The 14,290-nt window shown below is 72.6% G+C and carries 12 protein-coding genes; 8 read left to right on the top strand and 4 right to left on the bottom strand.

Annotated features, from left to right (window positions below):
• The first annotated feature begins 37 nt into the window (after window positions 1–37).
• On the top strand, window positions 38–523 hold the full coding sequence (locus tag ALI22I_RS17160) for a MarR family winged helix-turn-helix transcriptional regulator (RefSeq protein ID WP_077006500.1): 486 nt from the start codon (window positions 38–40) through the stop codon (window positions 521–523).
• A gap of 24 nt (window positions 524–547) precedes the next feature.
• On the opposite strand, the gene ALI22I_RS17155 is transcribed toward ALI22I_RS17160, so the two are convergent.
• Window positions 548–1,075: an enoyl-CoA hydratase/isomerase family protein gene (locus ALI22I_RS17155; RefSeq protein WP_077006499.1), complete on the bottom strand. Its 528-nt coding sequence runs from the start codon at window positions 1,073–1,075 to the stop codon at window positions 548–550.
• A gap of 81 nt (window positions 1,076–1,156) precedes the next feature.
• Here ALI22I_RS17155 and ALI22I_RS17150 point away from each other — a divergent pair, with 81 nt between their 5' ends.
• Window positions 1,157–1,708 carry a hypothetical protein gene (locus ALI22I_RS17150; RefSeq protein ID WP_077006498.1) on the top strand — a complete coding sequence of 184 codons (552 nt, stop codon included), beginning with the start codon at window positions 1,157–1,159 and terminating at the stop codon, window positions 1,706–1,708.
• 46 nt (window positions 1,709–1,754) lie between these two features.
• On the opposite strand, the gene ALI22I_RS17145 is transcribed toward ALI22I_RS17150, so the two are convergent.
• Window positions 1,755–2,702 carry a helix-turn-helix domain-containing protein gene (locus ALI22I_RS17145; protein ID WP_077006497.1) on the bottom strand — a complete coding sequence of 316 codons (948 nt, stop codon included), beginning with the start codon at window positions 2,700–2,702 and terminating at the stop codon, window positions 1,755–1,757.
• Window positions 2,703–2,921: 219 nt separating this feature from the next.
• Here ALI22I_RS17145 and ALI22I_RS17140 point away from each other — a divergent pair, with 219 nt between their 5' ends.
• The 5 genes from ALI22I_RS17140 (at window position 2,922) to ALI22I_RS17120 (ending at window position 11,817) form a co-directional block, all read left to right on the top strand.
• On the top strand, window positions 2,922–4,760 hold the full coding sequence (locus ALI22I_RS17140) for a S8 family peptidase (protein WP_202970995.1): 1,839 nt from the start codon (window positions 2,922–2,924) through the stop codon (window positions 4,758–4,760).
• 199 nt (window positions 4,761–4,959) lie between these two features.
• On the top strand, window positions 4,960–7,863 hold the full coding sequence (locus ALI22I_RS17135) for a type 2 lanthipeptide synthetase LanM family protein (protein WP_077006496.1): 2,904 nt from the start codon (window positions 4,960–4,962) through the stop codon (window positions 7,861–7,863).
• Window positions 7,860–8,069 (top strand): hypothetical protein, encoded by a 210-nt coding sequence (locus ALI22I_RS17130; protein ID WP_077006495.1) that lies wholly within the window; start codon window positions 7,860–7,862, stop codon window positions 8,067–8,069. The genes ALI22I_RS17135 and ALI22I_RS17130 overlap by 4 nt, the downstream gene beginning before the upstream one ends.
• Before the next feature lie 88 nt (window positions 8,070–8,157).
• The gene (locus ALI22I_RS17125) at window positions 8,158–11,091 is read left to right on the top strand and encodes a helix-turn-helix transcriptional regulator (protein WP_077006494.1); all 2,934 of its coding nucleotides are present in this window, start codon (window positions 8,158–8,160) and stop codon (window positions 11,089–11,091) included.
• 60 nt (window positions 11,092–11,151) lie between these two features.
• A complete protein-coding gene (locus ALI22I_RS17120) occupies window positions 11,152–11,817 on the top strand; it encodes a peptidylprolyl isomerase (protein ID WP_077006542.1) in 666 nt (221 codons plus the stop codon).
• Between the two features lie 22 nt (window positions 11,818–11,839).
• Here ALI22I_RS17120 and ALI22I_RS17115 read toward each other — a convergent pair whose 3' ends face one another.
• On the bottom strand, window positions 11,840–12,565 hold the full coding sequence (locus ALI22I_RS17115) for a hypothetical protein (RefSeq protein ID WP_077006493.1): 726 nt from the start codon (window positions 12,563–12,565) through the stop codon (window positions 11,840–11,842).
• A 94-nt stretch (window positions 12,566–12,659) separates the two neighbouring features.
• Between ALI22I_RS17115 and ALI22I_RS17110 the strand changes: the two genes are divergently transcribed.
• Window positions 12,660–13,319 carry an MOSC domain-containing protein gene (locus tag ALI22I_RS17110; RefSeq protein WP_077006492.1) on the top strand — a complete coding sequence of 220 codons (660 nt, stop codon included), beginning with the start codon at window positions 12,660–12,662 and terminating at the stop codon, window positions 13,317–13,319.
• Between the two features lie 7 nt (window positions 13,320–13,326).
• On the opposite strand, the gene ALI22I_RS17105 is transcribed toward ALI22I_RS17110, so the two are convergent.
• Window positions 13,327–14,166: an aldo/keto reductase gene (locus tag ALI22I_RS17105; protein ID WP_077006491.1), complete on the bottom strand. Its 840-nt coding sequence runs from the start codon at window positions 14,164–14,166 to the stop codon at window positions 13,327–13,329.
• Between the last annotated feature and the right edge of the window lie 124 nt (window positions 14,167–14,290).

The following is a 14,290-nucleotide window of genomic DNA, read 5'->3' as shown; positions in this document are numbered from 1 at the left end:
GACAGCGCTCACGATCCACCGCGGGTAACCTGGACCTATGCCACAGACCGGACAAAGGCGCACGTCAATCCCGGTTCCCCAGGTCGCCGAGAACGGCCGGATCAGCCATGCCATCTTCCGCATCGCCCGATTGCACCGCCTCGTCGCCGGTCAGCTGCTCAGGCAGGCAGGTCTGCATCCCGGCCAGGAGCTGGTGATGATGCACCTCTGGGACTGCGGCCCGCAGCGGCAGACCGACCTGTGCACCGTGCTGGGCGCGGACTCCCCGACCATGACCAGGACCGTGCAGCGGCTGGAACGCGCGGGCTTCGTGCGCCGCTCCCCCGACCCGACCGACGGCCGCGCGACGATCGTCGAGCCGACCCCCGCCAGCCAGGCCCTGCGCCACGAGGTCGAACGCATGTGGCAGGAACTGGAAGTGGACACGGTCGGCGACATGGACGACGACCAGCAGGCCGAGACCCTGAGGGTGCTCAGCCGGCTGGAGTGCAACCTGGCGACCCGGGCGTACGGGCCGGCCTGATCCAGGCAACGAAACTGTGCGACTTCACGACATCGAACGGCAGGACTTGCGTTCCGCTCGTGTTGACCTGCACTCGTTTGCGAGTTCGACCGCGGCGCACAACACGGCGGACGACGGCACGACCCGGTCCACGAGCCCCGTGCGCAACGCCTCGTCGGCGGTCACCCGGCGCGCCACCAGCACCCGGCCACCGGTCACCACCCGGCCGAGACCGCCGTCGGCGGCCAGTACCCGCAGGTCGCACGCCATCGCCAGCTCCGCCGCCGCACCGGACGCGCTGCCGCCGATCGCCGCGACCACCGGCACCGGCAGGTTCGCCAACTCGTCGCGCACGTCCCGCAACGACGCCGCCAGCGCCTCGCACTGCGCCGCCGACTTCCGCACGAGCCCCTTGATGTCGGTCGCGCACAGACCGCGTCCGACGTGGAGTACGACGGCACGGGCGTCGACCACCTCGGGCAGCAGCGCGCGCACGTCGTGCAGGAGGGTGTCCGAGGGCGCGTCGATCCGGATGACCGGTATCCCGCCTGAGACATCGAGTGAGACGGCCATGAGGCGGCAATCGTGGCGGAGGATTCCGCTGGTTGTCATGTTCGGCCCCACTATCGAGTGACCACGAGGTACAAATCCCCTGTGAAGCGGTGGGTGGTGGCGGCGGTGGCGCTGGTCGGGCTGACCGGCTGCGCGGCGCCGGTCGCGGGCAGGCCGATGCCGGGGCCGACGTCGTCGGCCGCGTCGGCGAAGCCCGAGGTCGTGCGCTGGATGAACAACTTCTGCGCCGTGGCGGACTACATGATCGCCTCGGGCGGGGTGACGTTCGACCAGAACCAGACCGACCCGGCGGCGGCGAAGAAGTCCGTGAGCGACAACCTCGGCCGCGTGGTGGACGTGCTCAACGTCGTCCTGCACGACCTGGACGAGCTGACGCCCGCGCCGACCCCCGCCGCCGACACCGCGGTCGAGATCATCACCGAACCGCTGACCAGGGCACGGGACAAGTTCGTCTCGGCCAAGTCGACCGTGGACGACGCGCCGGAGCTGACCACCGACGTGTTCTCCACCGTCATCCAGGACATGACCGAGGCCGTCACGGTGATGCAAGAGGCCGTGGAGAAGATGACGGTGGTGTCGCTACCCGAAGAGTTCCGCGACGCCGCCGCGCAAGCCGAGAATTGCGACGTCTAGGTCGCGTCCGGGCGACCTAGACGCCGTCTGCGGAGCAGCGGCCATGTCACAGCCAGCCCCGGCGCACGGCTTGCACGCCTGCCTGGAACCGGGTCTGGGCGCCGGACCGGTCCATCAGCTGTCGCACCCGCCGCTGCACGGTGCGCGGCCCCAGTCCCAGTTGCCGGGCGATGCTCTCGTCCGTCAGCCCCGCTGCGAGCAGCGCCACCAACTGCGTGTCGACCTCGCCACCGGAGGCACCCGGGCTGAACGGGATCGCGTTGTCCCAGTACAGGTCGAACATCGACACCAGCACGTCCAGCAGCGGTGACGGCCGGATCAGCAGCACCTGGTCCACCACCCTGGGCAAGACCACCCCGGGCAAGACCACCCCGCGCACGGCCACCGGCAGCACGGCCACCCGCGCGTCCACCACGGCCAGCTTGAACGGCAGCGTCGGCGTCACCCTGGCCCGCTCCCCCGACGCGACCAGTTCCGCGATCTCGGCCGCCCGACCGGGCAGCTCCACGCTCGACCGGTCGTAGATGACGCGCCACCGCACGTGCCGCCGCCGGGTGTCGAGCTCCATCGCGGTGTGCTCCTCCACCGGCGTGATGTACGGCGGCTGGTCGAGCACGCACACCTCGGTCCGCGCGCCGGCCAGCAGCGCCTGCCACACGTCCCGCACCTGACCGGCGCCGTTGACCACCTCGACCATCGACGTGTCGTGGTGCTGCTCGGCGCGGTTGCGCAGGTAGACCTCCATCAGCGCGGCCGCGTCCGCCCGCGCCCGCAGGTGCCCGTCCTCGCGCGCGGCGATCAGCATCTCCACCGCCAGATCCGGCTGCACGGCCTGCCACACGTCGTCGGCGAGGCGCCGCACCACACCCAGGCGGACCAGGTCCTCCAGCAGCTCCGGTCGGGTCCCGGCCTCCTCCGCCGTGCACGAGCCCGTGCGGACCAGACGCTCGTACACACGCGCCTGTTCGGCGGAGACACCCAGGTGTTCGAACACGGCCGCATTCTCCCCGATGCGCCGGACAACCCACCCACCCCTGGGCCGTTCGGTCCAACGCGGTGACGAGAACACGTCAGTGACGCGAAACTGCCACGTTCCGCATCTGGGCCGACGCCCGACCTCGTGCCTATCTTGCACGCACTTCGCAGCCGTTTTCAGATCCCTGACTCCCTCGACGGCAGGCGAAGTCCCTGTATTCGGAAGGAACCAACCCCCGTGAACGGATTGCGACGCTCCGCGCTGTGCGCGGCTGCCGTCTCGGTCACGCTGCTGTCCGGCGTGACGACGACGGCGTCCGCCGCGCCCGCGGCGTCTCCCGGCGCCGACCCCTCGGCGCTGGCCGCCCAATCTGGTGATGCCCGCCCGTACGAGCGGCTGATCGTCGGCTACAAGTCCACCGCCACCGAGGCGCAGTCCGACACCGCCGCCGCGCGGGACGCGAAGGCCAAGGGCGACAAGGTGGGCCGGGACCTCAACCTCCAGCGCCGCCTCGGTACCGGCGCCGCCGTGGTCGACCTCGGCGGCACGGTCGACGGCACGGCCGCGGCCCGGACCATCGAGGAGTTCAAGGCCGACCCCGACGTGGCCTACGTCGAGCCGGACCTGATGATGCAGCCGCTGGCGGACCCGAACGACACCGACTACGCCAAGCAGTGGGACCTGTTCGAGGCCACCGCGGGCATGAACGTGCCCGCCGCGTGGGACAGGGCCACCGGCCAGGGCGTCACCGTCGCGGTCATCGACACCGGCTACGTCGCGCACTCCGACCTGGCGAGCAAGGTCGTGGCGGGCTACGACTTCGTCACCGACGCGGCACGGGCGCGTGACGGCAACGGCCGTGACTCGAACCCTGCCGACAACGGCGACTGGATGAAGACCGGCGACTGCGGCACGGACTCGGCGGGCAACCCGGTGCCGCCGCAGGACCGCAACTCCAGCTGGCACGGCACGCACGTGGCGGGCACCATCGGCGCGTCCACCAACAACGGCAAGGGCATCGCGGGCATCGCCGCCGACGCGAAGATCCAGCCGATCCGGGTGCTCGCCCAGTGCGGCGGCAGCACCTCGGACATCGCCGACGCCATCGTGTGGGCCTCGGGCGGCACGGTGTCCGGTGTACCGGCCAACGCCACCCCGGCCAAGGTCATCAACATGAGCCTGGGCGGCCAGTCCGCCTGCTCCTCGACCTACCAGAACGCGATCAACTCGGCCGTCGGCCGCGGCACGGCAGTCGTCGTGGCGGCGGGCAACTCCAACGCCGACATCTCCGGCTTCACCCCGGCGAGCTGCAACAACGTGATCGCGGTCGCGGCGAGCAGCCGTGAGGGCAACCGAGCGTACTACTCGAACTACGGCACCAAGGTCGACATCACCGCACCGGGCGGCGAGACCCGGCGCGGCACCGACACGCCGGGCACGATCACCACGCCGCAGAACGGCATCCTCTCCACGGTGAACGCGGGCGCCACCACGCCGGGCGCCGAGAGCTACGCGCCGTACCAGGGCACCAGCATGGCCGCGCCGCACATCGCCGGCCTGGCCGCGCTGCTGGCGCAGGCCAACGCGAGCCTGACCCCGGCGCAGATCGAGACGCTGATCAAGAACAACGCCCGACCGCTCGCCGGCACCTGCACCGGCGGCTGCGGCGCGGGGCTGGCGGACGCGGCGAAGACCGTCACCGCGGCCGGCGGCGGCACCACCCCGCCGCCCACCGGCACGTTCCAGAACGCGACGGACGTGCGGATCACGGACCTGGGCACGGTGACGTCCCCGATCGCCGTGACGGGCCGGACCGGCAACGCGCCGTCCACGCTGAAGGTCGGCGTCGACATCAAGCACACCTACCGCGGTGACCTGGTCATCGACCTGGTCGCCCCGGACGGGTCGGCGTACCGGCTGAAGAACTCGTCGTCGGGCGACTCCGCGGACAACGTGGTCGCCACCTACACCGTGAACGCCTCCACCGAGGTCGCGAACGGCACGTGGACGCTGAGGGTCCAGGACGCGTACTCGGGCGACACCGGCTACATCGACGTCTGGAACCTGACCTTCTGACCGACCGAGGGGTGTGCCCGGTCCCGCCTGCACGGGGCCGGGCACTTCGGTGTCACTGCCATGGTGCCCACCTCGCCCGCGACGCCGGAGGCGGCGCAATTCAACACCGCACATGTGCGGTCCCGCGCCCGTCCGGTCCGCAAATCTGGGGGCACGACCCCCATGTGCGGCACGGCGCGCCCGTGACACGTTGTGCGGCGTGTTCCCGTCCGCCGTAGACCGGCAACCAGCCACCTGGTGGCTCAGCGGTGTGCGCGGGAAACCCCGGGAGCTGGTCGTCCCCCGTGGACGGCCCTCATGGGCCGCGTTCGTGGAACGCGCCACCGCGACCGCGGCCCATGCTGACTTCACCGACGGCAGCTGGGACGAGGCGTTCGCGTCCGTCCTGCGGCCGCTGGTGTGCGCGGCGGTGGACCGCGACCCCCGGCTGGACGCCGATTTCGCCCGCGCGCTGGGCAAGCGGCTGGCCCGGATCGCGGCCCGCACCCTCGTGCTGGAGCTGAACCTGGAACGGGTCGGCGGGCGGCTCGCCGGCGACACACCGCAGGAGCGGTTCGCCGACTTCGTCCGGCACGTCGACCTGCCCACGCTGTTCGGCCGCTACCCGGTGCTGGCCCGGCTGCTCGGCCAGGCGTGCCTGCACGCGGTCGAGGCGCAGCGCGAACTGCTGGACCGGTTCGCGCTCGACCGGCCGGAGATCGTGCGGGTCCTGCTCGACGGCCGCGACCCCGGCCCGTTGGCGCACGTGGAGTCCGCTCGGGGCGACCTGCACGCGCGCGGCCGTTCGGTGGCCGTGCTGACGTTCGCCGACGGCCGCCGGGTCGTCTACAAGCCGCGGCCGGTGGCGCTGCACCGGGCGTTCGACGACCTGCTGACGTGGTTCGACGGGCACACCGGTCTCGGCCTGCGGTTACCGCGCGCGATCACCCGGCCCGGCCACGGGTGGCTGGAGTTCGTGGAGCACGCACCGTGCGCGGACGTCACCGAGGTCGGCCGGTTCTACCACCGGTTGGGCGCGCTGATCGCGCTGCTGTACGCGGTGGACGGCACGGACATGCACTACGAGAACCTGATCGCGGCGGGCGACCAGCCGGTGCTGATCGACGTGGAGACGTTGTTCCACCCGACGGTCGGCATCCCGGAGGACCCGGCGGTCAAGGCACTGGCCCGGTCCGTGCACCGCACCGCCGTGCTGCCGCGCGTGCTGCTGGGCGAGCACGGCGCGCTGGACATCGGCGGCATGGGCGGCGACCACGGCGACCGGTTGCCGGCCGACGGCGTGGCGTGGCTGCACCCCGGCACCGACCGGATGCGGCTGGTGCGCAAGCCCGCGCCGATGCCGCCAGCGCACAACCGCCCCGTGGTGGACGGCCGGGAAGCCGAGCCCGCCGACTACCAGGGCGCGCTGCTGGCCGGGTTCCGGGTCGGCTACGACGCGCTGTACGACCACCGCGCCGAACTGCTCGGCCCGGACGGACCGCGGTCGGACGGGATTCTGGCCGGGTTCGCCGACCTGCCGGTGCGGTTCGTGCCGCGGATGACCCAGCTGTACGCGACGTTGCTGGACGAGTCGACGCACCCGGACGCGCTGCGCGGCGCGGCGGCCCGCCAGGACGCGCTGGACCTGCTGTGGGACGAGTCGCCGGACGAGGACGTGCTGCGCGCGCTGGTGCCGCACGAGATGAGCGACCTGTGGGCGGGTGACGTGCCGCTGTTCACCACCCGGCCCGGCAGCCGCGATGTCTGGACGTCCACCGGCGAACGCCTGCCCGACCTGCTGCCGGTATCCGGTCTGGACGCGGTCGCGGCCAAGATCGCGGCGCTGGACGAGGTGGACAAGCACGACCAGCAGTGGCTGATCAGCGCCGGCCTGGCGAGCCGGCCGCGCCCGGTGGACCACCGCACCGGCCGGGGCGTGACCGCGCCGCTGGAGGCGGGCGTCCCGGACCCGCAACGCCTGCTGGTGGCCGCGTGCGGTATCGCCGACGAGGTGCTCGCGCACGCCACCGCCGCCGACGGCCGGGTCAACTGGGTCGGCCTGGAGCTGGTGGACGACCGACACTGGGCGGTCGCCGCGATGGGCGCGGGACTGTCCAACGGCTACACCGGCGTGGCGTTGTTCCTGGCGCAGTTGGGCAAGCTCACCGGCGCGGCCCGCTACACCGACTACGCCCGCGAAGCGCTCGCCCCGATACCCGGCCTGCTGGCGGCGTTCGCCGAGGACGCCGAGTTGGCCGTCGCCGTGGGCAGCGGCGCGTTCCACGGCATGGGCGGCATCTGCTACGCGTTGGCCCGGCTGGCGAACCTGCTGGACGACGCGGAGATCCGCGGCTGGCTGCGGACCGCGGTGGACATCGCCGCCGCCGTGGAGACGATCGGCGAGGACCCGGCCAACCTGGTGGAGGGTTGGGCGGGCGGACTGGCCGCGATGCTGGCGGTGCGGGCGGAGAGCGGCCTGCCCGCCGCCCGGACGCTGGCCCGCGCCTACGCCGACCGGCTGTTGACCGCCTCCCCCGGCGGCGACGGTTTCGCCCGCGGTCGTGCGGGCGTCGGCTGGGCGCTGCTGCGCTACGCGCGCACCGGCGGCGACCGGCGTCACGGCGTGGCCGGTCGCGCGAACCTGCGCGCCGACCACGCGCTGCGGCAACGTCTGCTCGACGTGGCCGAAGCGGATCACAGTTGGTGTTCCGGGTTGTCCGGCGCGGTACTCGCGCACTCGGCCCACCCTGACCAACCGGTCGACGCGTACACCCTGCACCTCGACCGGTGTCTGAACGCCTTGGCGGTGCACGAGCCACTGCGAGACCTGAGCCTGTGCCACGGTGAGCTGGGCGTGGTCGAAGCCCTGACCGTCCTCGCGGAACGCGGGCACGGTCTGGCACCGGCCATGCTGACCCGGCGCGCCGGACTCGTCCTCGGCGCGCTGGACCAGTACGGAGCGCGATGCGGAACCCCCGGGGGCGTGCCCTCGGCCGGTCTGCTCACCGGGCTCTCGGGAATCGGATACGGCTTGCTCCGCCTCGGTTTCGCCGAGCAGGTCCCCTCCGCACTCCTGCTCGAATCCCTGCACGATCCCTACACCCGCGAGGAGAACCCCCGATGAGCGACGCCAACCACGACGAGGTCACCACCTGGAGCGAGGACCAGGACGGCGACCACCCCGCCGGGGAGATGGCGCTGTCCCGCAAGACGAAGACCGGCGCCCGCGCGCGTGCGCTGGCCGGTCTGACCCTGGCCGTCGGCGCGTACGCGGTCGTCGCCGCGGGTCTCGCCGACAGCACCTCGGTCAGCGCGCCGGTCATCAGCTAGTCGGTCACCACGCGGCCGGACTGCCCGCCCACCACTGGGGGTGCGGGCAGTTTGGCATGTGCTGGTAAGGGTTGACTAAGGTCGGCTCATGCACACCCGCGCGCCGGTCGTGGTCGGCCGCGACGACGAACTCCGCGTTCTCGACCGGGCGCTGGCCGACGCCGCCGCCAGGCGTGGCCGCGCGGTGTTCCTCGTCGGCGAGCCGGGCATCGGCAAGACCCGGCTGGCGCGGGTGACCGCCGCCGCCGCGTTCGACCGCGGTATGCGGGTGCTGCGCGGGCGTGGCAGCACGATCGGGCCGATGGTGCCGTTCCGGCCGCTGGCCGAGGCGCTGATGTCGTTGCTGCGCGGCGGCGACGGGCCGGACCTGCGCGAACTGGGCCCGTACCAGCCGGCGCTGGGCAGGCTGGTGCCCGAGTGGGGACCGGCGGTCGGCGGCGACGCGCGCAACGCGCACTCCGTGGTGGTGCTGGCCGAGGCGGTGCTGCGGCTGCTGGCCGTGGTCGGCCGCGCGCAGCCGTGCCTGGTGGTGCTGGAGGACCTGCACGACGCGGACGTCGAGACGCTGGCCGTGATCGACTACCTGGTGGACAACCTGGACCAGGTGCCCGCCGCGCTGCTGGTCACCGCCCGCGCCGATCCCGGACCGACGCTGGACGTGGTCCGCCTTGCCGCGCAACGGGATGCGGGCGCGCTGCTCGAACTGCGCCGACTGGACGAGGCCCAGGTACGCCGGATGGTCGCCGCGTGCCTGGAGGTCGACGAGCCCGACGTGCCCGACGCGGTCACCGAACGGCTGTGGGCGGACAGCGCGGGCAACCCGTTCGTGGTCGAGGAGATGCTGCACGGCCTGGTCAACGGCGGTCTGCTGGTGCGCGGCCCGAACGGCTGGCAGGTGCTGGGCCAGCTGCGCATCGACGTGCCGACCGCGCTGGTGCGCGCGATCGCGCACCGCACCGACCGGCTCGGCCCGCAGGGGCGCGAACTGCTGTCCGTGGCCGCGGTGCTGGGTCACCGGTTCCCGTTGTCGGTGCTGCGCGAGGTGACCGGGCTGGACGACCGGGGCCTGCTGTCGCACCTGCACGCGGGCGTGGCCGCGCAGCTCGTGACGCCGGACGAGCCGGTGCCGGACTGGTACGCGTTCCGGCACCCGTTGACCGCCGAGGCGCTGCTGGCGCAACTGCCGCCACCGCACCGGGCCGAGCTGTGCCGGCGGACCGCGGACGCGGTGCAGGCGCTGCACCCCGGGCTGCCCGGCGAGTGGTGCCCGCTGGTGGCGTCACTGCGGTTGGACGCCGGGCAGACCGCCGAGGCGGGCACGTTGCTGGCGGAGGCGGGGCGGCGGGCGTTGGCCGACGGCGCGGCCGGGTCCGCGGTGCGGCTGCTGGACCACGCGCACCGGTTGCTGGCCAGCCAGGTGGACGTGTCGATCCGGGCCGACGTGCTGGACTCGCTGCTGCCCGCGCTGGCCGAGGCGGGCCGGCCGGAGCGGGCGTTCGCGCTGGTGGACGCGGTGAACGAGCTGAGCGCCGCCGGGTTGAGCCGGGTGCGGCGGGCCGAGCTGCACACCAAGCTCGCGCAGGTGGCCAACACCACGGGCCAGTGGGACGCGGGCATGGTGCACGTGGACACGGCGCGCGCGCTGCTCGGGTCCGAGGCCACGGACGAGCACAACGCGTGGCTCGACGCCGTGGCCGCGAACCTGACGCTGAACGTGCCGGGGCCGGACCGGATCGCGTCGGCCGAGATGTTGGCCCGGCGGGCCGCCGACGCGGCGCGGCGCGTGCCGCTGCCCGAGGTCGGCTGCGAGACGTGGCAACTGCTGGGCGTGCTGGCGCGCGACCGCGACCTCGGTGAGGCGACGGACTGCTTCAACCGGGCCCGCGAGTTGGCCGAGGAGCACGGTTTGCCCATCCAGCGCGTGTACGCGGTGGTGCGGCTGGCCGGGCTGGACTGGCTGGCCGACGGGTCGTCGACGGAACTGGCCGAGGCGCGGGAGGAGGCGTTGCGGGTCGGCGCGATCACCGTGGCGTACAACGTCGACGCGATCCTCGGGCTGGACGCGGTGCTGCGCGGGCAGTACGCCGTCGCGTCGGAGAAGCTGGCGCGGTGCGGCGAGGGCACGCGGCGGTTGCAGCTCAAGAACATGTCGCTGTACGTGCTGATGGCGCAGGCGACCGCGGCGGCGCACCAGGGACGTCGGTCCGAACTGGACAGTGCGCTGGCCGAGTTCGACGCGTTGGGCGGCGTCGGTTCGCAGGAACGGCCGCTGTGCTTCGGGTTGGCGCGGGCGTTCTGCGCGCTGCTGGAGGAGGACCGCGCGCTGGCCGCGCAGGACGTGGCGCGGGCGAGCGCGTACGAGGCGGAGACGCCGACGGTGTTCCACCTGTCCGGGATGCACGGGCTGCGGTTGCTGCTCGGCGCGTTGTCCGGTGACGTCGACCTGGACGTGTACCGGTCCGTGACGCGGTACGCGGCGGCCGGGATGCGGTGGAACCGGGTGTTCGGCCAGTTCGCGCACGCCGTGCTGCTGGGTCGGGAGGGCCGGGAGGCCGAGGCGGCGCACGCGGTGCGCATGGCCCGTGAGGCGGCGGCCATCTACCCGTTGGCCCGGTACCTGGGGTTGCGGCTGGTGGCCGAGGCTGCGGTGGCCGACGGGTGGGGCGAGCCGGTGATGTGGCTGCGCGGCGCCGAGGAGTACTTCCACCAGGCCGGGCAGCCGGCCGTGGCCAGCGCGTGCCGGGGCCTGCTGCGGCAGGTGGGCGCGTCGGTGCCGCAGCGGCGGACCGGGTCCGAGCAGGTGCCCCACGAGCTGCGGGCGCTGGGCGTGACCGTGCGCGAGTTCGAGGTGTTCCAGCTGTTGGCGGGGCGGCTGGGGAACAAGGCGATCGCCACCCGGCTGCACATCTCGCCGCGGACGGTGGAGAAGCACGTGGCCAGCCTGATCACCAAGACCGCGCAGCCGGACCGGGAGTCGCTGAGCTCGTTCGCCGCGCGACTGGGACCCGCCGACCGGCCCTAGTGACGTGGTGCCAGGTCCGCTACACCTGGTGCGGTGAGGATTCTGTTGGCAGTGGCGCTGATGATGGTCCTGGGCGGCGGGGTGGCGCAGGCCGCGCCTCCGGACGCGACCCCCGGCCCGTGCGGCTACCAGGTTACGCCGGACGAACCGGCGGCCCGCCCGGTCCCGCTCCCTCCCGACCCCCGGCACACGCCGGACCGCGGCCACCCCGAGGTGCTGCTGAAGACCAACCAGGGACCCGTCCCGCTCGTGCTGGACCGCGCGCAGGCGCCGTGCACCGTCCAGAGCTTCCTGCACCTGGTGCGGAAGAAGTTCTACGACGACACGACGTGCCACCGGCTGACGGCGTACCCGACGTTGAAGGTCCTCCAGTGCGGCGACCCGTCGAACACCGGCGAGGGCGGACCGGGCTACCGGTACAAGGACGAGCTGCCGACCGACCTGGCCCCGGCCCCGAACGACCCGACCGGCCTGCGCCGCATCTACCCGCGCGGCACCCTGGCCATGGCCAACGCGGGCCCCGACACCAACGGCAGCCAGTTCTTCCTGGTCACCTCGGACTCGGTGCTGCGCCCCAACTACACCGTCTTCGGCCGCATCTCCGCCGCCGGCCTCGCCACCCTGGACAAGGTCGCGGCCGGTGGGATCGTGCCGAACCCGGACAGCGAGGTGGACGGCCGCCCCGCCCTGACCACGGACATCCAGCGCGCCAAGCGCACCTGCTGACCTGCTGGTCTGTTGACGGGGATCAGGACACCGGCGCCGTCACGCGGATGTCGGCGTTCCAGTCGGTGAAGCGGTGCAGGGTGCGCTGGAAGACGTTGTCCTCCAACGTCTTCAGCACCTGCTCCACCCGCACCGGCAGATCACCCGGACCCACCCACACGGTGGCGGACGCGGTGAAGCCGGACTGGTACGCGGCGAGCAGTTGGTTGCGCCGGGTGGTGTCCGGGGTCCGTTCGGCTTGCAGCCGCAGGTCGACGAGCATGGTGTACCGACGCGTCGGCACGCCGTCGAGCTCCTCGTCGCCCTTCTCCACGACCAGGCTCCCGGCGAGGGACTTCACCACCGCCGCCGGGTCCACCTCGTCCGGCAGGCCGGCCACCGTGGTGTCCGCCCGAACGGGCGCGCGGTCGGCCGTGTCGAGCCTGGTCCACGAGCCGCCGTCGGTCCGGGAGTAGCCGGCGTCCGGCAGCACCACCACGTCGGTGGACGAGTCCTGCCGCAACGACACCAGCCGGCCCTCACGGGCGCGCAGCAGGCCGCCGTCGAGCGTCACGCGCAGCCCGGACATGGTGGTCTCGGTGTCGAACCGGACGGATCTCTGCTCGTCGGCACGGGCGGCCACGGTGGTGATCAGCGTCGCGCTGTCGTCGAAGACCGGGCCGAGGGTCGCTGTCGGCAGGGCTGTCCGCTCCGCGCAGCCGGCCAGCCCCACCGCGGCCAGCACCAACGCGACGACGGACCTGCGCATGACTCCCCCTACGGACGGTGAACACCGCCATCCTCCCGCACCCCCGGTCGACAAGGAGTACGAACCCCCAAAGTGCCTGGGCTACCGTCAGGCCATGCCCTACGTGCTCTCGATCAACATCGGCTCGCGCGTCGAGTTCGACCAGGCCGCCGTCGGCCACACCGGCATCGGCAAGCGCCCCGTGGACGGGCCCGTGGACGTCCGCGCTCCCGGTCCGGCCGGCACCGGTGGCAGCGGGGTCGTCGGCGACCACGTCTCCGACCTGCGCAATCACGGCGGTGACGACCAGGCCGTTTACGCCTACGCGCGGGAAGAGCTGGACGAGTGGTCGGTGGACCTGGGCCGCGATCTGCGGCCCGGACTGTTCGGGGAGAACCTGACCACGGTGGGCATCGACGTGTCGGGCGCGCTCGTCGGCGAACGCTGGCGGATCGGCGGGCTGCTGCTTCAGGCGACGGTCCCGCGCGTCCCGTGCCGGACGTTCGCCGGCGTGATGGAGGAACGCGGGTGGGTGAAAACGTTCACCCGACGGGCGCTGCCGGGCGCGTACTTCCGGGTCCTGGAGCCGGGGACGATCACGGCGGGTGACGAGATCACGATCGAGCACCGGCCGGACCACGGTGTGACGATGGCGCGCGCGTTCCGCGCCCTGACGCTGGAGCCCGAGTTGCTACCGGGCTTGCTCGCGGCCGGTGACGACCTGACCGAGGAGCTGCGACGCCGGGTCGAACGGCGGGCGTTCGACCCGGCGTAGCGGGCGCTCAGCCCAGTGCGGACAGCTTCTCGAACTCCTCGTCGGTCAGCTCGATCTGCGCGGCGGCGACGTTCTCCTCCAGGTGCGCGATCGACGACGTGCCGGGGATGGGCAGCACGACCGGCGACTTGCGGAGCAGCCACGCCAGCGCGAGCTGTGCGGGCGTGGCGCCGTGCTCCTGGGCCGCCGCGTCGAGCACGCCGCCCGGACGGGCCAGGTCGCCGGTCGCCACCGGGTACCACGGGATGAACGCGATGCCCTGCTCGGTGGTGTGCTCCAGCACGGCCTCGTGCTGGCGGGTGGCCAGGTTGTACAGGTTCTGCACGCTGGCGATCGGTGCGACCGCCTGGGCGGCCTTGAGCTGGTCGACGTCCACCTCGGACAGCCCGATGTGCCGGATCTTGCCCTCGTCCTGGAGCTTCTTCAGCTCACCGATCTGGTCCTCCAGCGCCACCTCCGGGTCGATGCGGTGCAACTGGTAGAGGTCGATGCGCTCGACGCCGAGCCGGACCAGGCTGGTCTCCACGGCCTGCCGCAGGTAGGCGGGCTTGCCGAGGGGAACCCACGCGCCCGGGCCGGGGCGCAGCAGCCCGCCCTTGGTCGCGATGACCAGGTCGTCCGCGTACGGGTGCAGCGCCTGCCGGATCAGCTCCTCGTTGATGTGCGGGCCGTAGGAGTCCGCGGTGTCGATGAGGTTGACGCCCAACTCCACCACGCGGCGCAACACGGCGATCGCGTTGTCGCGATCCGCCGGGTAGCCCCAGACGCCCTCACCGGCGAGCTGCATCGCGCCGTAGCCGAGGCGGTTGACGGTCAGGTCTCCACCCAGCGAAAAGGTCTCAGACAACTCTGGTGCTCCTCGAAACTCGATAGGGAACGGTCCTTCCCTTCGGGCAACCCGACGGAGTGCGTCGGTTGTTCCCATTCGGCGGAACAAGATCGACCGACGTCCACATCGCGGACTTCGTGAA

It is taken from the genome of Saccharothrix sp. ALI-22-I (assembly GCF_001984175.1).
Classification (GTDB): Bacteria; Actinomycetota; Actinomycetes; order Mycobacteriales; family Pseudonocardiaceae; genus Actinosynnema.
This window is presented reverse-complemented; position numbering and strand designations above follow the sequence as displayed.